The sequence below is a fragment of the Larkinella fluvii genome (assembly GCF_051857545.1).
GTDB lineage: Bacteria > Bacteroidota > Bacteroidia > Cytophagales > Spirosomataceae > Larkinella.
This window is the reverse complement of sequence record NZ_JBPZHB010000012.1, coordinates 154,079-177,295: the sequence shown is the minus strand read 5'-3', so window position 1 is coordinate 177,295 and position 23,217 is coordinate 154,079. Positions and strand designations below refer to the sequence as shown.

10 protein-coding genes are annotated in these 23,217 nt (G+C 54.8%); 4 read left to right on the top strand and 6 right to left on the bottom strand.

All coding sequences use genetic code 11. The features are described 5' to 3' along the window. The first annotated feature begins 20 nt into the window (after nt 1-20). The 3 genes from ACS5NO_RS28615 to ACS5NO_RS28605 all read left to right on the top strand — a co-directional run bounded on the left by ACS5NO_RS28615 (nt 21) and on the right by ACS5NO_RS28605 (nt 5,309). Nucleotides 21-737 (top strand): DUF4397 domain-containing protein, encoded by a 717-nt coding sequence (locus tag ACS5NO_RS28615; RefSeq protein ID WP_439418304.1) that lies wholly within the window; start codon nt 21-23, stop codon nt 735-737. Between the two features lie 99 nt (nt 738-836). Further along, nucleotides 837-2,735, top strand: a complete 1,899-nt coding sequence (locus ACS5NO_RS28610) for an MGH1-like glycoside hydrolase domain-containing protein (protein WP_439418303.1) — start codon at nt 837-839, stop codon at nt 2,733-2,735. Between the two features lie 30 nt (nt 2,736-2,765). Then, complete coding sequence (locus ACS5NO_RS28605; RefSeq protein WP_439418302.1) at nt 2,766-5,309, top strand: glycoside hydrolase family 95 protein; 2,544 nt, start codon at nt 2,766-2,768, stop codon at nt 5,307-5,309. A gap of 70 nt (nt 5,310-5,379) precedes the next feature. Here the strand turns inward: ACS5NO_RS28605 and ACS5NO_RS28600 are convergent, their stop codons facing one another. The 6 genes from ACS5NO_RS28600 to ACS5NO_RS28575 all read right to left on the bottom strand — a co-directional run bounded on the left by ACS5NO_RS28600 (nt 5,380) and on the right by ACS5NO_RS28575 (nt 20,654). Next, nucleotides 5,380-9,486, bottom strand: coding sequence for a hybrid sensor histidine kinase/response regulator transcription factor (locus tag ACS5NO_RS28600; RefSeq protein WP_439418301.1), 4,107 nt, complete (start codon nt 9,484-9,486; stop codon nt 5,380-5,382). A gap of 145 nt (nt 9,487-9,631) precedes the next feature. Further along, a complete protein-coding gene (locus ACS5NO_RS28595; protein ID WP_439418300.1) occupies nt 9,632-11,077 on the bottom strand; it encodes a glycosyl hydrolase family 28 protein in 1,446 nt (481 codons plus the stop codon). A gap of 4 nt (nt 11,078-11,081) precedes the next feature. Beyond that, a complete protein-coding gene (locus ACS5NO_RS28590) occupies nt 11,082-14,468 on the bottom strand; it encodes a CRTAC1 family protein (protein WP_439418299.1) in 3,387 nt (1,128 codons plus the stop codon). 11 nt (nt 14,469-14,479) lie between these two features. Then, complete coding sequence (locus ACS5NO_RS28585) at nt 14,480-15,505, bottom strand: GntR family transcriptional regulator (protein ID WP_439418298.1); 1,026 nt, start codon at nt 15,503-15,505, stop codon at nt 14,480-14,482. Nucleotides 15,506-15,823: 318 nt separating this feature from the next. Beyond that, complete coding sequence (locus ACS5NO_RS28580) at nt 15,824-17,431, bottom strand: RagB/SusD family nutrient uptake outer membrane protein (RefSeq protein ID WP_439418297.1); 1,608 nt, start codon at nt 17,429-17,431, stop codon at nt 15,824-15,826. A gap of 22 nt (nt 17,432-17,453) precedes the next feature. Further along, entirely contained in the window at nt 17,454-20,654 is a 3,201-nt protein-coding gene (locus ACS5NO_RS28575) for a SusC/RagA family TonB-linked outer membrane protein (RefSeq protein ID WP_439418296.1), read from the bottom strand. 162 nt (nt 20,655-20,816) lie between these two features. Here ACS5NO_RS28575 and ACS5NO_RS28570 point away from each other — a divergent pair, with 162 nt between their 5' ends. Then, nucleotides 20,817-23,204: an ankyrin repeat domain-containing protein gene (locus tag ACS5NO_RS28570; protein ID WP_439418295.1), complete on the top strand. Its 2,388-nt coding sequence runs from the start codon at nt 20,817-20,819 to the stop codon at nt 23,202-23,204. Nucleotides 23,205-23,217: the final 13 nt, after the last annotated feature.

Genomic DNA, 23,217 nt, shown 5'->3' with positions numbered 1-23,217 from the left:
CTGCGTGCGAAAAAGCCGACGTGGCCGGCCTGGGGGAAGAAAAGGACAAGGCCAAAGTTATTTTCGTGAATGCGTCAGTCAATGCCGCCACTACCCCCGCTGCCGCCCAGCGGGAGATCGCGATCTGGCCTTTCTATAATGGAGTACAATTCAACAACTTTCCCATAAAATTCCCCTGGAGCAACGGCTACAAGGCTTTTGCGCCGGGCACCATGACCATGCGCTTCGATACAGCCCAATCGCAGGCAAACAATCCTTCGGGACCAGCCGCCAAAGTGGGCGAATTGACTTTCCCGACCCAGGCTGATAAATACTATTCGGTGTATGCTGTCGGCACGTCCCAAAAACCAGAATTCATGTTGCTTAATGATGACCTCACCCTACCTGCACCGGGCAAAGCTAAAGTGCGCATCATGAACTACTCGCCTGACTCCGGCCCCCTCGATCTGTATATCACAGCCGGGTCGCCATCTGGACCAAGTACGCTGGCTACGAACCTGGTCTATAAGGGCGCGAAAGAGTTTTTCGAGATCGACCCCGGTATCTATACCATTGAGTTTCGGGTGGCGGGTGCCGCTACGGTCGTGAAGAATAAGACGAACGTGATCATCGATAAAAATAGCTGTTACAGCATCTGGGCACGCGGCTTTCGCACTCTTCCTTCGCCAGGAAACACCAACGCTGGCTACGCCTTCGACATCAGTTACCACGCTAACCGCTGGAGCAATCCGCTTTAACGTAACAATAAGTTGGAGTTATACTAAAGGCAACCGATTGGTTGCCTTTAGTATAACCGGTAAACATAGTTCTTTGGAACCGTGAACACTCTTTTAATTATGAATTACCGCCTTCTACCTTTGCTGTTGCTCACGACCTTCACGGTTAAGGCCCAAACGACCACCTCTGAGGAGCTCTACCGCCAGTTACAGACTAAGCTGGCCTCTGGCTGGAACACCTGGAACACCCGCTCCGTGCTAAGCCATGTGCTGTTGCCTCAGGGTCTGGCCGTGAATATTGGGGTAAAAAGCAACGGAATCACTTCCCATCGCTATCTACAGGAAGCATACATCTCGCCCAAAGAGCCGCGTTCTGAAACGGTGGTGGCCGGTTATCATGCCTATGACGGGCGCTATACCGAATGCACTGTAACCTGGGAAGGCACCCGGTTCCGGGTAGAAAGCGCCCACGATGGGGCTGGCCTCGTCATATTACTTACTCCCCTGAAACTACCCGTTCGTCCGCCCTCGCTGGTTATCGAAGCGGGTATGCTCTGGAACCGGCCGGGTACGGTATCAAAGCAGAAAAACGAGTTGCTGGCGCAGGTTGGCAGCCAGCGGTTTGTGATGAGTAGCACCGCCCCTATCCAGCCAGAAGCCTTACCGCTGACAGGTAAGCACCTGAGTATTGCCTTCGATAAGGCGGTCGGCGTCTCGGTGGGCACGGTCCGAACGCTCGACGCCATTCAGCTGATCGTGAGTCAGCAGCGGACTGCTTTTGAAAAAACGCTGGACCAGTGGGGTACGCTTAACGAAACCTACCTCGTTCAACAGAGTGCGCTCGCCTGGAATATGATTTATGACCCCGAACTCCGGGGGGTAACGGCACCCGTTAGCCGTTTCTGGAATACCTTCTTCGGCGGCCAATACGTGCTCTTTGACTGGGATACTTACCTCTCGGCATATATGGCCGGTCTGGACAATCGGGCGTTGGCGTATGCTAACGTGGTGGAAGCTACCAAAGGCATTGACAGGTACGGAATGGTACCGAACTATACGGCTGGTGGTGGGCTGGGTTCACCTGACCGCTCCCAGCCACCCGTGGGTAGCCTGGTTATGCTGGAGCTCTACCGCCAATACCAGGACCGCTGGCTGCTGGACCTGACCTTCGACCGGCTCCTGCGCTGGAACCGCTGGTGGCCCAAACACCGTGACACCGGCGGTTTATTGTGCTGGGGATCAGACAACTTACCGCCCGACGGAGCGGCCCATAGCTGGCAGGGAGCCGCTTACGAATCAGGTCTGGACAACTCGCCCATGTACGACGGGGTGCCGTTTAACCCGAAAACCAATCAGCTACAACTCGCTGATGTAGGCTTGACCAGTTTGTATATCGCTGACTGTAAGGCCCTGGCAGAAGTGGCCAAGATTCTGAATCGGACAACCGAAGTCGCTGAACTTCAGCAACGCGCTGACCGCTACAGCAAGGCCCTTCAAACCTTATGGCAGGAAGAAAGAGGTATGTTCCTGAATCGCCGTACGGATACGGGTCAGTTTAGTGACCGGTTATCACCCACTTTGTTTTACCCCCTGCTGGCCGGTGTCGCCACGCCTGAACAAGCCCGGCGGATGGTGAAAGAACACCTGCTGAACCCGGACGAATTCTGGGGCGAGTGGGTGTTACCCTCCGTGGCTCGCAACGACCCGGCGTTTAAGGAACAGAATTATTGGCGCGGACGCATTTGGGCACCACTTAATTTCCTGGTTTACCTGGGACTGCGAAACTACGATCTGCCGGATGCACGGAAACAGCTTGTCGAAAAATCAAACCAACTGCTCTTAAAAAACTGGCGGGCCAGTCGGAGTATACCCGAAAATTTCCACGCATCGGGGGTGGGGAGACTGCCTGATGAAGCCCTTAACCGCAGTGATTCATTTTACCATTGGGGGGCTCTGATGGGGTTCATGTCATTTCTGGAGCACCCTATAGCAGTGGATTCAAAGAAAACAGTGCCCTGAAAAGCAGCCATACGGCCATTCTGAACAATAATGACTACCTTAAACCGACTACCCCTACTCGTGTGCCTGGCTCTGGTCCTGTTGTCGTCCATCGGCTCGGCACAGCAAAAGTCCATGCAGCTCTGGTTCGACCGGCCCGCTTATCAGCCCGCCGTTTTTAGCTACGATGCCCCGGAGTTTCAACAAACCTTTCACTTCGAGAAGCGCGGCTGGGTGGAAGCCTTACCGGTGGGTAACGGCCGGATGGGAGCTATGGTGTTTGGCGGTGTTTTGCATGAAAGGATTCAGCTGAACGAAGAAACACTCTGGGACGGCTACCGCCGTAACTCCGACAACCCGGGTGCCGTAGCCGCCCTGACAACGGTGCAAAGGCTGATGTTTGCGGGGAAAAATGACGAGGCTGAACAACTGGCGACGAAGACGCTGCTGGGTCAGCCCCTACGAATCAGGCCGTACCAGCCTTTAGGAGACCTCTTCATCGAGCAGCTCAACCCGTCAGGCGATACAACGTACCAGGCCTATCGGCGGTGGCTTAGTCTGGATTCAGCCGTGGCTGTAACCCAGTTTAAACACCAGGGTAAAAATTATCGGCGGGAGGTATTTGCCTCGCATCCCGCTCAGGTCATCGTCGTGCGGTTGACGGCCAGCCAGCCGGGCTCAATTAATGTTCGCATCCGGTTGCTACGCGAACAGGATGCGAACACGTCCGTTTCTGCCACCGACCCGCACCGTCTGCTCCTGCGTGGGCACATTGCCCGCCTTGACGAATCCAATGGTCAGCCTGTGGGGATGCGCTTTGCTTCTGATTTGAAGGCGGTTGCCCCCAATGGGCAGATCTCAGTCGATACCGCCGGGGTGATGACCATAACGAACGCTAATGAACTAACGCTTTACCTGACAGCCGCCACCGACTATGCCAAGCCTAACCCTGAAAAGCAGTCCGCCGAAACGTTACAAAAAGCATTCGATGAGCCGATTGGGAGGCTATGGCAAAACCACCTGACCGACTACCGCTCACTATATGATAGGGTAAAACTAAGCCTTTCTCCAACTGCCGACCCAATGGAGTTCCCGCAGGACGCACGAATAAACCGGCTCAAAACCAAGTTGATCGACGATCCTTACCTCTCGGCGCTACTGTTTCAGTATGGCCGATACCTGCTCATTGCCTCGTCGCGCCGGGGCGATTTGCCCGCTAACTTACAGGGTATCTGGAACCAGACCGTACGCCCACCCTGGAGTTCGGATTACCACACCAACATCAACCTTCAGATGAATTACATGGCCGCTGAGGCCGCTAACCTGGCCGATTGCCATGAATCTATGTTTGACTTGATCGATTCTCTGGCTTTGCACGGACGACACACGGCACGCACCATGTATGGAGCCAGAGGCTGGGTGGTACATCACCTGACCGATGTGTTCTGGAGGACTTCGCCCGCCGATGGGGTGGTGGGCGTATGGCCCATGGGGAGCGGTTGGCTGGCACACCATCTGTACGAACATTACCAGTTTTCGGGTGACAAAGAATTTCTGCGAAATCGGGCTTTCCCGCTCATGAAAGGAGCCGCCGAGTTTTACCTGGACTTTTTGAAACCCATTCCGGTGGGGTTACCAATGGCCGGAAAGCTGGTGACTAATCCCTCACATTCGCCGGAAAATGCGTTTGAGAACGCCGATGGCACTCAATACCAATTCACGTATGGAGCCACGATGGACCAGCAGATTTGCCGTGAGCTATTTACCAACTGCCTCCGTGCTATCGACGAGTTAAGTAGCCCTGAGAAGCCCTTTGAGGAATCATTCAAACGTCAACTGCAAATGGCGATGGCTCAACTTGCCCCTATGCAAATCAGTAAACGAACCGGTGGGATACAGGAATGGATCGAAGATTACAAGGAACCTGAGTTGGGCCACCGGCACATTTCACACCTTTACGGCCTGTTTCCGGCTGACCAGATTACCGCTCAGACCCCCGATCTGTATGCGGCTGCCCGCAAGACGCTGGAACGACGGTTGGCGGGTAACCCGCATGCTAAAACTAAGGAAGCCCAAAATCGTTACAAAAGCTACGGTAGTTACTTGAACGGAGAGAGTTTCGGGGGATGGCAGAGCATCTGGATCAGTCTGATGTGGCTAAGGCTTGGCGAAGCTCAGGAGGCTTACAAACACCATCAATACCAGTTAAAGTACGGTCTTCATCCCAATTTTTTTGGAGCTGCTTATCAGTTGGATGGCACCTTCGGCTCAACGGCCGTACTGGCCGAAATGCTGCTTCAAAGTCATACCGGTGTTGTTAACCTGTTGCCTGCCTTGCCCAGGCAGTGGTCGTCAGGTTTTGTATCCGGGTTACGGGCCAGGGGCGGTTTTGAAGTGGACATGAAGTGGGAGGCCAACAAACTCATTGCCGGAGAAATCAGATCGATGAACGGGACCGTATGCCGTTTGATGGCCAAAAACCCACTAACCATTTTCCAGAATGGAAAGAGGATAAAGCTATCGAAAGACAAAAAAAATAATGAACTTGTTTTCGCCACCCAGAAAAGAGGAGTTTATAAACTGGTGGGCCGGTAGCCGGCCTGTTGCCTGGACCATTCAGGGATCTATACCGTCCACTTATTAAAACCACTTACATAAAATTCAACTACCTATTTGCGGGGCCGCCCGGCGGTTGGCGAGTCATCTGCTGCTGTTTTGCATTTATCCACTCGCCCGGCGACTGTCCGAATTCTTTTTTGAAGGCCCGCGTGAAGTAGTTCGGATCGCTGAAGCCCACGGCGTAGGCAACCTCAGCCACCTGATGCCCGCCCGACTGTAACAACTGAGCAGCCCGCTGTAACCGAACACTCCGAATGAGGTCGTTCCCTCCCTTACCAGTAAGGGCTTTAAGTTTCCGGTACAACTGCGTGTTGCTCATGCCCAGCTCGCGTTCGAGCCGTAGTACGGCTAAATCCGGGTCGGCAACGTGTGCGTTGATGAGGGTCATTACTTTTTGGAGAAACACCTCCTCCGCCGATTCAATTTGATAGTTGACCGGCTCGATGGTTAACATTCGGCGATATCTGGAACGAAGCAGTCTGCGGTTCTGAATCAGATTACTTATCCGGCTGAGCAACACTTCCAGGTTAAATGGTTTGGTTACGTAATCATCGGCCCCGGCGCCTAATCCCTCCACTTTACTTTCCGTACTCGACCGTGAGGTGAGTAGCAATACGGGTACATGACTCGTTCGTTCATCCGTTTTCAGAGCTACACACAGCTGTACCCCATCCATATCGGGCATGAGCCAGTCGCTCAGCACAAGGTCAGGAATCTCGTTTTGAGCTTGCTGAAGAGCCTCCCGACCATTGTTGGCTGCCATCACCCGGTAGTACTGCCCCAATGAACTCGTTAAATAGTTGCGTAGATCGTCGTGGTCTTCCACAATCAATACCAGCGGGCGGTCAGACGCAACCGGGCCGGGGCCGGATGATGATAACTGGAAAGGATCTTTTTCAGGCCAGGCAATCGAATCGGCCAGGTCGGTACTGGGGATGACAATACTGAGCCAGCTTACCGGAAACGCCGAGGCATGAACGGGTAATCTGACAACAAAGACGGTTCCTGCCCCGGGCTGACTCTCAACGGAAATCTGTCCCCCATGCAATTCGACCAGTTCGCGGGTGAGGGCCAACCCAATGCCAGTACCGGCTTTTTTGGTGTGATGATGCCCGTTGACCTGGTAAAACCGCTCAAAAATGTGGGCCGTGTGTTCGGCGGATATGCCAAGTCCGGTGTCCTCTACTTCCAGCAATAGCCCGGCGGAGGCATCGGCATCCATTAGTCGGCAACGAACCACAATCAAGCCCTCAGCCCGAGTGAATTTCAACGCATTGGCCAGCAGGTTATACAGCACTTTCTCCAGTATGTCAGGGTCGAACCAGGCCATGCCCTTGTCGGGTTCAGTGTCAACCCGTAATGTAATGCCCTGTTTGCTGGCTTGTGCCGAAAACGAACCGGCAACCCGGCGTACGAAGTCCACGATGTCCTGACGGCTTATGTCGGGCCGGAGTGAATCGGATTCTAATTTCGACAAATCGAGGAGCTGATTGATAAGTCGCAGGAGTCGGTTGGCGTTCTGGTGCATCGTCTGAAACTGAGGCCGCCGGCTGTCGGGGTTGCGGTCGGTCAGGAAGTGCTCCAGAGGGGTCAAAATAAGCGTAAGAGGTGTACGAAATTCGTGCGAAATGTTCGTAAAGAAGCCGGAGCGGATCCGGTCGAGTTCTCGGGCTTTCTCGGCTTCAAGGTGTTCGGCCCGGAGTTCGGTTTTGTAGCTTTCCCGAATCTGTATCAGCCGTCGCATCCCGATCAACAAGGCCAGGATCAACAGGACGTAAGCCGCATAGGCCCAGATGGTGCGGTACCAGGGAGGCAGGATGATGAGTTCGAACGAGGTTTCGGGCGCGCCGGTAAAATCATCAGTGAGAGAAGCCTTCACCCGGAAGCGGTAGGTGCCGGGGCTTTGGTTGGTGTAGGTAGCGGAGTGTTGCGCTCCTACGTAGTTCCAGATATCCTCAAAACCATCCAGTCGGTAGGCATAGCGCACATTTCGATGCGCCCGAAACAGCACAGCCGCAAAATCGAAGGTGATGACCGACTGATCAAAACGGAGGGTAAGGGTTTGGGTGTCGGCCAGGCTACGCGTCAGCGGGGAGCCTGGTGCACCCGGTACCACGGGACGGTTAAACAGTTTCAGATGGCTCAGGTAAACGGGTACGGGCAGAAGTTGCGCGTCGAGACGATGGGGTCGCAGCACCGTCAAACCGTGTTTCCCCGCCCAGAACAGGGTGCCATCGGCGTGTTGGGCAACGGCTCCCTCCGAAAAGTCATTACCGGCCAAACCGTCTTCGCGCCGGTAGGTTCGCAATATCCGGCCCGCTTCGGTAAGCTGACACAGCCCATCGTTGGTGGCCACCCACAGATAACCGTCCCGGTCCTGACTCAGGCTCATAATGGCATCGTTAGGCAAGCCGTTCTCCGTTGTCAGCAGCGAAAACCGTCTGCTACGCCGGTCGTACCGGTGCAGGCCGTTCCTGGTACCAACCCAATACTGCCCGCGCCGGTCTTCGAGCAGGCATGTGAGAATGTTATCATACAAACGACCGGGCCGTCGCTCTCCAGCATGTATCCGGGGCAGGCGATCCTGACGGGGCCACACCAGTAGACCGCTCCCATAGGTAGCACCCAGCAGGGAACCATCGGTAGTGGTTATGAGTGCACGAATCGATGGGGGAAGCCCGATTAGGTCGGGTGCCGGGCCGATCTTGCCTGTCTGCCGGTCAATCCACCATGACCTTCCCTGTCTGTTAATCAGCCGAACCTTGCCTCCGCGCATTGGCAGTACTGGACAAATTGGATTTGTCCCCAGCACCGTGAGCCGCTTCTGCACCCGCCCGGTTATTGGATTGAAGAGCACGGTTCCCTGGTTCCAGACTGTAACCAGCATGGCTGTTTCAGAGAGTCGGAACAGGTGGGTTACATCGTTGCTGGGCAGTGAGTGTGGGTTACCCGGCTGATGCCGGAAATGCCGGTAGGTTTCGTTTTTCCGGTCGATGTACGTCAGCCCCTGCGTGCTGCCGACCCACGCGTTCCCCACCGAATCAACTGCAACCGCAGCAACGGTTTGGGTGAGAAGCCCCGGTAATCCTGGCTGATAGGTATATAAGTTGAAAGGGGCCGGTTTGTTGAATGCCACATTTAGGCCGCCCTCCCAGGTGCCGACCCAGATATTGCCCTGCCGGTCGCCTTGAACACAAACGATGGCGTGGGTGCTGAGGGTATTGGGCTGAGAGGGATTATGGCGCAAGTGCCGGATATAGCGAAACGAACTGTCATCGGCAACAACAAGGCCATCGTCGGTGCCGAGCCAGTACCTTCCATCAGGCCCTACGTAAAGACTGCGGGCATTGTTTAACCCCTCTATAACCCCGGTCTTGTAAAAAACCAGTTGAAAACCTGTCTTCCCGGCATGGCTTCTGTATAGTCCACTGCCTTTGGTACCTACCCACACCGCCCCCCGGTTATCGCACTGAATGGTCATAATGCCCGCTGGTGCGCCACGGTTGGGAGCCGGCAGCGTGAGGGTCGTAAGACGATGATCTGATAGGCGCATTCGGGCCAGACGGCCTTCCTGATTACCAAGCCACAGATAGCCTGAACCGTCGACACAGAGCTGATGGATCAAATTAAACGGCAGCCCACTGTTAGCCACCGTAAACTGCGTAACTCGCTCAAGCTCCGGTTCAATCCGCAACAACCCATGCCCGCTGGTCGATGCCCAGATGAAGCCAGCCCAATCCTGTACAATGTCCGTAACGATAGCCCCGGAAATGTCCTGACCGCCGGTTGTCTGGTTGTAGTGAATAAACCGTACCCCCGACGCGTCCAGGCGGTTAATACCTCCGGAATGGGTACCAACCCACAGCCGATGTTGCCGGTCTTTAAACAGGCAATTGATGTAGTTATGGCTCAGGCTGCTGGTATCCCGTGCCGACCGCCGGTAAGTCCGAAACTGCTCGCCGTCATAGCGGTTAAGGCCGTCGGCGGTGCCTACCCACAAAAAACCCTGATCATCCTGAATCAGGTCCATAACCGTATTGTGCGACAGGCCATTCCTGGTGGTCAGGTGATTGAATTTGGACTGGCTTTGGCCGTCTAAACTCAGAAGTGTACAGGTGACCAGCCAAAAAGACGGATGGAATTTTTGGGGCAACAAACCATTTATTACTTTCCAAAAGCCAGCAAACACCTGCATTCGATTTAATCCTTTTGACAAAAAGTGTCTCTTTTAAAGATAAGTGTTTTATTCTGAATTACATCAGCCAGACAACCAATCCTGATGATACAAACTTGCATGACTACTTCCAGAAAAGGCCCGCTACATTCTCGACGGAAAAATGGCCTGCTGCTGCCGAGCGGATGGGTTTGCCCAAAATGGTCAGATTTTCGAAACGCACATTTTCGACGCGGTGCTGGGGGTCGTAGCCGTAGAGAATCGAGTAGGGAAACTGACCGTCGGTAACGGCAATGTTGCGGAAGGTGATGTTACGAATGTGGCCCCGGCTACCGGCATGGACCGCTTCCTGTCCGGGTGGTACGCGCAACACACCATCCCACGCGCCCTGCATATACTGCCGGGTGCGTTCCTCGCCGGAAGCGGGCCGGTCCGTACTGTACTGCGACCAGAACACCGCCAAATCAATCAGTTTGTGGGGCGCGTCTTCAACCCGGATATTATCATATGTAATGCTTTCGACGGTTGCTTCGTCGCCGTTGTGGATGCTCAGAGCCGCGCCCCGGTCGACGTGAATTAAATCGCAGTTGCGAAACGTAACCTTGTTTACGGTTTTACAACGCAGCTCAAAGCCAATTTCCAGGGCATTTCCCCAGGGCATATTCCAGATAACGCAACGTTCGACCAGAATATCCGTCACATCGCGGCCTTTTCCCGGCTGACTGTAATACGTTTTCGGGTTGATACTGAAGCTTTTGATAACAATATTATCGTCGTTGTTACGCAAAAAACAGTCCTGAATATGCACGTGTGAAGTGCCAACCAGGTCGATACCGTCGGAGCCGTTTCGCCAGCAAACCTGCTGGTGGTTGCGCACCGTTACTGTATCGCAATCAAGCAGCACGAGGGTCCAGCCGGGGCTGTTCAGGATCGTAATGCCTTCTATTTCAACATTCCGGCATCTCCACAGGCGCACCAACCGACCCTGGTTCAGATTACTGGCATCGAGTATACCCCGCCCCAGGATACGGATATTTTTTGCGTCGGTCGCTTCAATGTTGCCGCGCACGATAGCCCCGCCCGCAATATAGAGCGTTTCGTTGCTGTTCAGCGTGAGCGTGCCTACATCGTAAATTTTACCGGGCGCAAAATACCGCACATTTGGCGCGTCGGGCGTTGGCACGTCGGTTTCCAGCGGAGTAGCAAACACGTAGAGAGGCCGGGTGTGTTCGCCATTGCGTTCAATAGAAAAATGACCTGGTTTGGTGAGCCGAAAGGTAATTTTGGTGGGCGTGATTGCTATTGGAATGGCCGCGTTTTTGGGCCGAATGTCCACCCAGCGCAGGTCGTGCGTTGACGTTATTTCGATAGTAATACTTCCGGAAAAACTAAACTTTGCCAGGGCCGATACGGCATTGTCGTAAACAAAGACCGGTTTACCATTTACGGTCATGCTGAAGTCAACGGCCTGCCGGGCCGAGTCGGGCGCGGGGTAGGTAACGGGTAGCTGCGCCAACAATGAGCCGGACAGAAACAGGAAGGCAATGAAAGCAACAGCTGCTTTTTTCATAGGGTTAAAGGTGATTTTTCTGAAATTGCCAGACCTGCATTGGCCCGTTGTTAATACTGACCAACCACCACACCGCACCGTCGGGTCGGCGCAGGGGCGCAATGGCTTTTACGTCGCCGTCCAGATTCAGCCCCGCGTGCGGCACCGGTCGAAACGGAACATGGCCGGCTTGTTTGCCCAGACCCGCCAGCAACAGGCCCTTGCCCGCATCGAGTTGTCCGCCCTGGGTTTCTGTCCCGTAAAAGTTGCCCGCCAGCAACAGGTCGGGAAGGCTGTCGCCGGTAAAATCACTGACGGCCAGACCGTTGACAGGCGAAAGCTGCGCTTCGACGGGCAGCGGCTGCACGACAAAGTAAAAGTTGCCCCGGTTTTCAATGTAGCAACTGGCCAACTGCCGGGCATCGCGCTGGTAAGCACTGTTGCGCTCATCGTCGGTAAACAATTCCTCGAACGAATGGGTCGCATAATCGGCATAGGTTGGAAATCGCTTTCGGATAGCCGGCATCTGCGCGACCATCACATCTCGCTGCGCAACGGGGACATGCTGGTGGTTGAGGTAGAAGGTCAGGACAGGGTCGAGCCGCCCGTTGCTGTCATAATCAGCGGCAAAGACGCGGACTGGCTCGGCCGCCGATGCCCGGAATTTGCTGTTTAATCCCAGATTTCCGGCGACGTAATCCGTATCGCCATCGCCATCAAAATCGCCCGCTACCAGCGAACACCACCAGCCGGTCTGGCCGGCTAAGCCATTTGTTTTCTGATCCTGCAACCGGCCACCCGTGTTCCGGAACAGCGTTGGGGCCATCCACTCGCCCACCAGCAACAGATCGGGACGGCGGTCGTTGTCGGCATCGGTCCAAAGGGCCGCTGTCACCAGGCCAATCCGGCGCAAACCGGGGGCAAGCTGGTCGGTTACGTCGGTAAAACGCCCGGCGCCTTCATTGCGCAGGAGGTAACTGTCGGCGGGTTTGGGGTACTGCCCCGGAACCACGCGTCCCCCCCGGAAAAGGTCTAAATCGCCATCACCATCAAAATCCGCTACCGAAACGCTGCTGCCACTGGAGCGCGTAGGGGGCAGATAGCCGTTGGGCACAGGCTTAAAATTTTCGTTGCTGTTTAGATACAGCCGGTCCTGATACGTCGCCGACAGCCCCTCGTTTTTACTGCCGCCACTGACCACGTATAGATCCAGGTCGCCATCCCCATCGGCATCAAAAAAAGCCGCGCCCATGTCTTCGTATCCTCCGCTACCGGGCAACGTCCGGGGCTGGAAGCTGCCGTTAGGCTGTTGCACAGATACCGAGGATACATGTCCAAAATCGGTGCCGACAAAAAAATCATCGCGTTTATCCCCATTGACATCGCCCACGGCCAGATATGGCCCATTTCGGGAAAGCAGGTGGGGCAGCAGAGGGGTTCGGTTGAAATCGACAACGGGATTTTCCTGATGAACGACGGCAAGGCCGCTTTCAGAGGGCGACAGTTCAGTAAACAGCGGTATTTCAGTAGGGTGCTCAGGTTGCCAAAGTCCCTCTGACCGCGCCATTACGATCAGCATCCGGTTGGACTCGCCGGGTCCCAAGCGCTGCCGGGTCCCATTCGGGTACCGGATTACGATCGAATCGTAACGGCTGGTGTTGCCCAACCCAAAGTGCAGCACGTTCTCGACCGTAGAAACGAATCCCCGCACGGGCGCCAGTTCGAGCATCTGCCGCTGACCGCCCGCATAAAGCCAGACTTTTGCTCCGGTCATAACGGGCAACCGGGGCGTAGGCGACAGGGTTACCCGAAGCCAGTTGGGATGTTTCGCGCGCTGATTCAACTGATTTTCCATTACAAAGCTCTCGCTGTCGATGTTGTTGGTGACGATGTCCAGATCGCCGTCATTGTCGAGGTCGGCGTAGGCGGCACCGTTCGAGAATCCGGTCTGGTTCAGGCCCCAGTCTTCCGATACGTCGCCGAAAGTCAATGCGGTTTCGGCATCGCTGCCCTGGTTGCGGTAAGCATATTTGGAAATTTTGACTTCTGGCAGTTCGAGCAGGGCCTTTCTGGTTTGCTGCACCTGCGCCTGTGGTGTACCAAATGTGGCCTGTTGCTGATTGACGGCGATAAAATCGAGGTTGGTTACGTCGCGCCGGTAACCGTTAGTGATATAAAGATCCTTCCAGCCGTCGTTGTCGAAGTCGGCCAGCAGCGGTGCCCAGCTCCAGTCGGTTTTTTCAATACCCACCAGTTGACCGATTTCGGAGAATGAACCCTCCCCTTTGCCCCGGTTTGCAGGGGAGTTGCCGCGATTCAGTTGCAGCGTGTTGCGCATGAACTGGGGCTGGTAGTCCAGGTCGCGCTCCATCTGGAAGCGGTTGTAGTTGGAGCCGGGCAGCATCATTTTCTGGCGGTAGTTGTCGGCGGGCAGCATATCGAGCACTACGATATCGGGCAGGGCATCGTTGTTGATATCGGCAATGTCTACACCCATGCTGTTGTGGGTCTGGTGATTGAGCAGGGTAGCCGCGCGATTCTGAAATGGCGTACCGCTGGCCTTTTCCCGGTTCATCCAGACTAAATCATTGGAAAGGAAATCGTTAGCGCAATAGACATCAGGCCATCCGTTATCGTCGAGGTCGCTCAGGCACACGCCCAGCCCGTAGCCTTCAATAAGAATACCGGCCTGGCGGGAGACATCAACAAAGTGGTTTCCCTCATTCCGAAACAGCCGGTCGGTGCTGGGGGCTTCGCCGTTGGTGTATTTGGGGCGCAGATTGTTGCGGCTGATGATTTCGAGGGCATTCGTGAGCAGGTAGCAGTCGAGGTCACCATCGCGGTCGTAATCAAAAAAAACGGCCTGGGTGCTGTATCCCGTATCGTTCAGGCCATACTCGGCAGCCCGTTCGGTGAAAGTCGGGATGGAATCGGCGGTGGGGCCGTTGTTGATGAATAGTTTATTGGCCCTGGCCGCTGGGTCGGTAGTTTTACCCGCCACGCAGACGTATAGATCAGGCCAGCCATCCTGATTGACATCGGCCACGCTCACACCCGTACACCACGACTGGGTGCCGGTACCGGACTGCCGGGTGATGTCACGGAAGCGCATTGGCTGGCCGGGTTCGGTCTGATTAAGATACAGCTGACTCGATACCTGATTTCCGGCAAAAAATAAATCGGCCCGCCCATCGCGGTTGAAATCACCTACGCCTACACCCGCGCCGTTATACAAATACTCGAAGGTGAGGGCGTTGAGTGAATCGGTTTCGGTGAGCCGGTTGGCAAACGTGATGCCCGTTTGTGACGCTGGCCGTTTCACAAATAGTTTCGCATCGTGGGGACGGATGGCAAGCCACCCTGTAAGGCCCAGAAAAGCTGCGCCCAGACCGTAGAATAACAGTTTTTTCAAAGCCGTAATGATTAGCAGGATGCACGAAATTGCTGGTAGAGGGGTAAAAAGTGCGAAACCGGGCAATGGCCGGGTTGTCCGCTCAGAATTTGGGCAACCAACCGGCCCACTTCCGCTGAGGGATGGGCAATAACCGATACGCCACCGGCCAGCAAACGGGTAAAATCAGTCTCCAGAAAACTCACGACCCCAACGTGCTCACCCAACTGCAGTCCATTTCGCTGACAGTAATCGAGCAAATCGGTCAGGTGTCGGCAGTCAGCCAAAAAGTAGGCTTGGCAAGGATGCAGGTCCAACTCCGTGAGTTCGTCGAGAAGTTCAAAATCGAATCCATTAGCCTGACAAAACCGTCGGAAGGCCCGAATCGACTCTGCATCGAAGCAGTCATTTTCGGGGAGTACGAGATTCAGGCGGTTATATTTGCGGAGAGTGGGAAGTTGTTTGTGCAGAGCCTCAAACAAGGCGGTTTCGCCCCCGTACCGCAGATGATGGCCATGCTGTAATACTTCCTGCCACTGATGGCCAACGAGAATCAACTGTTTCCCGGGCACATTGCGCAGGCAACGGAGCGTGTCCGGGTCCTGTCCAATGAGGTGCGGCATGAGGACAAAATAATGGTAGTCGCCGAGGTTTTTCGTCAAAACCTGACGCAGTAAATGACGCTGGTAGTTGTAACTGCACACATCGACAATAACCTCCCGGTCCAGATTGGCCGTGATGGCATCGTGAAGCTGCTTGACACTATCGGTCAGTTGCCCCGCCACCATTAGTACCCGCAGGGCGTGGCGTTTGGCACTCCCTGCAATAAAAAACCCTCGTCGATGTACTGATGTAATAAAACCGGACTTGCAGAGTGTTTCGTAGGCTCGCTTGATGGAGTCTTTCGACAGATACCATTGAGCGCAGGCTTCGTTGATGGAGGGCAGGCGATCACCCTGGGTCAGAATTCCTTTTTCGATGTCGCTCAGAATGGCGTTGGCAACTTGCTGATACCGGGGCAACCGGCTGCGGTTGTCCAGTTCGGAATGGCTATTCATAGCAAAGGCAGGATAAAGGTTGGTGGTTGAAACACCTTAACCGGGGAGAATAAGCCAGAGACTAAACAGCAACAGCGCACTCAGCAGGAGCAACATCGCTACTTCCAGCCATTGCAACCAGCGCTTTACTTTACCATTCATTCTGTTTTATTTTTCCCCGGTAAAGTGCTACAAATCTACCTGCCAGGACACCTGTTCACGCTGGATAAATCCGCCAAATAATAGCACAAAACCGCCTGATCAACGTTTAAATTAGCCGAAAGGCCAGATCCTGGCCTTTCGGTAAGCATTACCAACCAATTATTCTTCTACTGATCATCAATAACCCGGATTTTGAACCAGTGCCGGGTTGAGGTCGCGCTCGCTTTGCGGAATGGGCTTCAGCAAGTTCTTCGTCGTCCAGTTTTTGTTGGGATCGACCCGACCAAAATCAATATCTTTTTTGATGTCGATCTTCCCGGTCCGCTGCCAGCGCACCAGGTCGTTGTAGCGGTGACTCTCGAAAGCCAGCTCGACCCGGCGTTCGTGAACCAGGGCTTTGAACAGGTCGGCTTCGGTGCCCACCGGCACGTCGGGCAGGGCTTTGGCGGTCGGGTCGGCCCGCCGACGCACCTGATTGATTAGCGCAGCCGCCCCGGCGAGGTCTTTGGTCGGTCCCAGAATTTTGCACTCGGCCAGCATCAGCAGCACATCGGCGTAGCGAATGACGCGTTCATTGTTGACACTTAGGGGCGAACGAAAATCGATATTGTTGTCGCCCAGCACATATTTGGCAATGGACGATCCGGTTGCCGAATACACACCTTTATACATCCACTTTTTAGATCCATCTACGTTCTCACCGGTGTTGAAGGGGTCGCCGTCAAGAAAAAGAGTGCTCACCCGGCGCGGATCGCCCGGTTCAAACTCCCGTTGCAGCGAACTTGTAACCACCACCTCCCCGTAGCCCTGGGCATTGGCACCCGGCGCACAATCCTGCGGATTAAGGCCGCAGGAAGCCCGAAAATAAATCAGCCGGGCGGTGCCGGCCGAGATGTCCTCGCCGTTGCCGTCGAAATTGAAATCGACGGGAAGCCAGGGATTGAAACCGCCAATCCCCATCTGAATCTCAAAAACTGATTCCGCGTTGTTTTCGGTGGTGGGTGTAAAGTTATCCTGAAAGTTCTTCACCAATGAATAACTGCCTGCCAACCCCTGAAACTCAGTTGCGGCCTGGCCATACAGATCGTTTTTGTTCTCCCATTGGGCCCGGAACAGCAGTGCCTTCCCCAACAGGGCCTGCGCGGCTCCGCTCGTTGCCCGACCCAAATTGTCGTTATTCCATTTCCTGGGAAGATTGGTTTTCGCAATGCGCAAATCAGCGATGACAGCGTCCCAAAGCTGCCCCGGTGACGAGTTGCCGGCCCGGGTTTCCTCCAGTGTGCGGGGCGTTTTTTCGATCAGCGGAGCCTGTCCAAAATGGATCGCCAGCACAAAATTGAAGTACGCCCTCAGAAATCGTGCTTCGCCCTCAAATGCTTTCTTCGATGAATCGGACAGGGCCGTTGCCAGGGGCAGCTTTTCCAGGATCACGTTCGACCGCTGAATGCCTTTGTAAGTCGTTTGCCACACCGCCCGGAATGGCCCGTCGTTGGGTGTCCAGTTGAAGATTTCCAGACCATTGACGGTATTGTTCTCCGGCGTTGTGTCATCGTCGGGCATCAGTACACTTTGAAACCAGCCCCCGCCATCAAACTGCTCGTAGGTATAATTGAGCAGGGATGAGTAGGCCAGCAACACGGCTCCTTTAAAATCGTCTTCGCTTTGAAAAAACGTTTGCTCATCGAGTTTACCCAGCGGGGCCAGGTTTAATTTTTTTTCGCACTGCGTAAACAGGCCACAAAGTAGCAGAAAAGTAAGCGTATGGGTTATCAGTCGTTTTTTCATGTTTTCGCTTTTGATTGGGACGTTAAAATGTCAGGTTGGCACCGAGTTGAACCGTAACGGGCTGGGGAATATTACCCGCGTCGGAACCGGCAAACAACTGTGACGAAGGCTGGCCGTACGTAACCACTTCAGGGTCAAGACCACTGTATTTCGTAATCCGAAACAGGTTGGTAGCCGCCACATAGACGCGGGCACCCTGGAACACTTTTATTTTATCGAGCACTACGCGGGGCAGCGCGTAACCAAGCTGCACGTTTTTAAAGCGCAGGAAACTTGCATCTTCTATCCACCGGTCCGAGAAGCGACCATTGCTGTTCAGATCGTTGGCTGTAGCGCGGGGCATCGTGTTGCTCGTTCCTTCGCCCGTCCAGCGGTTGGCGGTCGAGGCTAAGCCGTTGCGGCCTACTCCCCCTAAGTTTTCAGCACCCCGCCGAAACTGGTTATACACGCTAATGCCCGCAACGCCCTGAAACAGCATATTCAGGTCGAAGCCTTTCCAGTTGGCGTTGACACCGAAACCGTAAAAGAAATCGGGAATGGTTTTTCCCAGATAGGTCCGGTCTTCCACGTTGATCTGTCCGTCGGGCGTGCCGCTGAACTGCTGCCCATTGGTACCGGGCCCGTTGTTGTCCTGGAAGATGACATCGCCCGGCACTGGCTTGTTTCTACCGTTGGCAATATCGAGAATAGCGGCATCGGCCTGGGCATTGTTCTGGTAAATGCCCAGCGTTTTGTAGCCGTAGAAATACCCGATGGGGAAGCCCACTGCCGTTCGGTAATCGCCACTGGCAAACTCCTGAACGCCCGGCGCGAGTGACACCAAGCGGTTACGAACGGTGGTAATATTGCCGAATAATTCGATGTTGGCGCCCTTTCCTACTCCGGTGCGGTAGCTGGCTTCGATCTCAATGCCACGGTTGTTCACCTGCCCTAAATTAACCGGTATGCTGCTGAAACCTGAGGTGAGATTGACCGGCAGATTATACAGAAAGTCCTTCGTGTTGCGGTTGTAATACGTAGCAAGCAGATTCAGTTTACCAAAAAACGTTATATCGAAACCCGCGTCGATGCTCTCGTTAACTTCCCATTGCAAGTTCCGGTTGGTCAATACCGGAATGCCCGTTCCGCGCAGGGTCGTTTGTCCCGCGCCGATGGTGTACCACGGCTGCTGCACCACGCGGGCTACGTAGGGGAAGTCGCTGCCGATGCGGTCGTTGCCCAACTGTCCCCAGCTGCCCCGTAGTTTCAAATCGGTAATGAAGGGCAGCTTATTTTTGAAAAACTCTTCGTTGGAGATGCGCCAGGCTGCCGACACCGCCGGAAACAACTTGGCACGGTTTTCGGGCGCGAAGTTGGACGACATGTCGTAGCGGGCCGTTAGGGTCACTAAATACTTATCCTGATAATCGTAACTAACTCGCCCAAAGTACGCAAAATACGCCCGCTCCGACAGCCCCGACCCGACATTGGGGAAAACGAACCCTCCCTTACCGTCAGAGTTACCCTGCTGGTTGCGAAGGCTTCGGTAAAAATTAGGGTTGGTGCTGCTGAAATTAAAACCGGTATAACCCAGATTCGTACTCCTGATTTGCTGATACTCCATGCCGCCAATGGCGTTGATAGTATGGTTGCCAAACACACCGTCGTAGTTGAGCGTATTGGTAAAAACCTGTTGTACGCCCTCACCCCGGTCGTCGCCGGCACTGTTTGTGTTGCGCTCCTGCCCCAGTTCAAGGGCGGTGTAACCGGGTTGCCAGCTTGTGTTGCGGGAGGTGCTAAAATCCAGCGCGGCCACCGACCGCAACTTTAGGCCGCGAATCAGTTCCAGTTCGCCATAAATATTGCCCAGCAATCGTAATGAGCGGTCCGTAGCGCTAACGACCTGGTTGATTCCCGGCGTGTTGAGAATGGTCAGTCCGGCTACATTCAGGTTGCCTGTGTAGCCATACCGGTTGTTGGGGATTGAGTTGTTTACGTCGAGGTAGTTAAAGAACGGTGGCATCGTTGCCGCAGCCGCGTACAAAAAACCGTCGCCACCGGCATTGCTACCCCGCTCGGTCTGATTGTAGGCAATGGTAAGCGCCTGCCCAATTTTCAGCCGCTTCCCCACGCGGTGGTCGCTGTTGATCCGGAAAGAATAGCGGCTCAGGTCCCACTTCTTTACCATCGACTTCTGCTGAAAAAGCCCTGCCGAGACAAAATAGTTAGAGTTTTCGTTGCCGCCCGACAGAGAGAGATTGTAGTTGCGGATCGGCGCATTCTTCTCTACTACCGACTCGCGCCAGGTGTCGCGATTGTCGATTCCCAGCAGTTTACCACCGGGCCGCAAATCGGGGGGCAGAACCAGAAAGCCCGACGTGCCGGGTTGGGCCCCGCTCTGTGCGTTAGCCCGGTCGAAGCTTTCCTGCGCCAGCGATACGTACTGCGCGGTGCTGTTCATTTCGTAAAATTTCGGAAAGTTCTGCACGCCCGAATAAACGTCCAGGCTTACGCGGGGCTTGCCCGATTTACCACGTTTTGTCGTGATCAACACAACGCCGTTGGCCGCCCGCAACCCATAAATTGACGACGACGAGGCATCTTTCAGTACCGAAATCGTCTCGATGTCGGCGGGGTTGATCTGGTTTCCGGTGCCGTCGCCGATGGGAACACCATCCACTACAAACAGCGGCTGGTTGTTGCCCACCGTCGATACACCCCGAATACGGATCGAAACCGGGCTACCGGGCGTTCCGTCGACGTTGGTGATCTGCACGCCCGACACGCGCCCCTGAATAGCGGCTTCGGCGTTGGCAACGGGGAGTCGCGTGATGTCGCGGGCCTGCACCGTGCCGATGGATTCGGTGAGTTTGCGGGTCGTTTTCTGACCATAACCCACCACCACCACTTCGTTGAGCGAACGAATGTCGGCCTGGAGCGAAATGTTCAGGATGCTGCTATTGCCGATGGTCACTTCTTTGGTCTGGTAACCAACCGACGAGACGACTAACGTACTGGCTCCGGGCGGCAGGTTGAGCTGGTAAGTTCCCTCAGCGTTTGTCGTGGTGCCAACACTGCTGCCTTTCAGCACAATATTGACACCGGGCAAGCCTTTGCCGTCGGTATCGTCGGTAATCCGGCCTGACAGAGAGCGGGTCTGGGCATAAACTGCGTTTGTCTGAATCAGCAGCAGGGTAATCAGAACAGCCGGTAGGATGCGTATTAAGTAGCGGATCAAGGTCATAAAGGTTTACATTACAGGGTGTTTTAACCATAAAGAAAGAGAACCTTATCAGAAAATCTGGGGGGGTCTGGGCGGCTTCACATTGGCCGTGATCTGTTATATGTCCTTATTGCAATCTGAAAATATCGGCTTTACGTCATGCACCATACGCTTATTGTTCCAATGCGCTTAGCAGTTTGCCTAGGGGGACTGGCCCTGTCGGCCTGGGGGCAGACACCCATCCATGTTTCTATTCAACCGGCACAAACGCACCAGACCATTGAGGGTTTTGGCTCCTGCATCATCGATTTTACCGATGCGCCCTCCTTTTACGCCGATTCTGGGTTCTACGACCGGATTGTAGATGACCTCGGCCTAACGATGCTGCGGATGTCGATTCCGCAGGAACTCGAAGCAGTCAACGACGATGACGACCCGAATCATTTCGAGTGGAAAAACTTCAACATGTACTTTATGGAACGCCGGATGCGGTTTGCGCAAGCCCTGAAACGGCGGGGAGTTACGCGGTTCATTGCCGCTACCTGGTCGCCCCCGGCGTTCACCAAAACACACCGGGCCACCGTGCAGGGGGGGCATCTGCGCGCCGATATGTATGCCGAATACGCCGAAAATATGGCCGCGTTCATCATTGCCGCCAAACAGAACTGGGACATCGATATTGGTTCGATCAGCATTCAGAACGAACTCCTGTTCATTGAACCCTACAAGTCGTGCCTCTACAACCCCCAGCAGGTGCGCGAAGCGGTGCGTGCCCTGATGCGCAAGTTTAAGCGCGAGGGCATTACCACAAAAATTCATCTGCCGGAAGACATGATGTTTTCAGACCGAATGCTCAACAGTATTCGCCCGACGATGGCCGACCCCGAAACGGGCAACTTTTCCGGCCATTTTGCCACCCACCGGCAGGAGGAATTCGCGGGCGTTCAGAAGTGGCATGAAGCCACCAAACAGTATCACCGCCAGACGTGGATGACCGAAACCTCCGGCCACGACCAGACCTGGCCGGGGGCCTTGAAAATGGCGGGCGATATGCACGATTATCTCGTAGGTGGCAACATGAGCGCGTGGCTCTACTGGCAGATTGCTGAACCCCACAGCGTATTCGCCCTGATGGACAGCACCCGAACATCCCCTAAATATTTTGCGGCCAAGCATTTTTACCGCTACGTGCGGCCCGGTGCAGTACGGGTCGAAAGCGCATCAACCAATCCCGATGTACTGGTTTCGGCCTTCCGGCACCACACAAACGGGACGCTGACAACGGTGCTCATCAACCGAACTGACCGCCCGCAAACCGTGCAGGTAGCCCTTGGTGAAACCGGCGGTCCGGCGACGTACGCGGTTTTTCGTTCCACCGAAACCGAAGGTTGTGCGCAAGTCGGTACGTTTCGTTCAAACCAGCCGATTCTTACCCTGCTGCCCCGCAGCATCGTCACATTGTTTGGGCAGGGAATACCGGATGTTGCGGCCAAACAGACGGAATGGCCGGTGGCTTATGCGTCGAAACTGAGCGGAAAAATTGGTTCATTTGAAAAACCGGATGTGGGGCCGGGTTTCAATATTAATATCGTCTCGGAACGACCCAACATGACCGCACTCCGGGCGGAAATTAGCGGGGGAAACATTAGTATACCCATTGCCAACGGCTGGACGGCCCTGCACTCGGCCCTGCTCGGCGGCAATTATGATGCCGTGGAGCTGTTGCTGACGAATGGTGCCGATGTAAACAAACCTGCCCATGATGGCTGGACTCCGCTGCACATGGCCGCCGGCACGTTTGTGGGTACGGTCGATCATACGCGCCAGGGAGTCGAACAATCCAAATACGATCTGTTTCGGCTTATCATGGACAAAGCTCCCGACATAAACGCCCGCACCCGTGATGGCTGGACACCCCTTCACGCAGCCGTAGCCAACGCCCATTCAGCCTGGCGACAACCGGAGAAACACGCTCTCGACCGTATCCGGGACTTAATCGGGGCCGGAAGCGAACTCGAAGCACCCGACCAACAGGGCCGAACAGCGCTGCATTGGGCTGCCTGGCAGGGATATTCGCGCTTTACCGATGTCCTAAGCGTAACGGATGCGGTGGTGCAGGTGCTGATTGCTGCGAAAGCGAACCTGAACGCGGTCGATCACATTGGGCGCACGCCTTTACATTATGCCGCCGAAATGGGATATGACCCGATTGTGGCCGCGTTGCTGCGGGCCGGAGCCAGTCTGGTCATCCTCGACAAGGCCGGAAAAACACCCGCTCAACTCGCCGAAACCCGTGGGTTATCCGCTACACTAACTGTTTTGAAAACCGGTAAAATGGCGGTTTCAATACCCGAGAAAAAAGCTGTTTTCGCTGGAAATGGCAAGTTAGGTAAGGAATTGGTGCAGGCTGCCTGGAAAGGAGATTTGTTGGTGGTGAAGACATTGCTTGATGAGGGAGCCGATGTCTATTATCAGGACAGCGACGGGTTCCGGGCCATCGAACGCGCCCGCGACAACGGCCATCAGGCTATTGTAACGATCTTGCAGGAAATGGAAAAAGTAAAAAAGTGAAACGATTTGAATC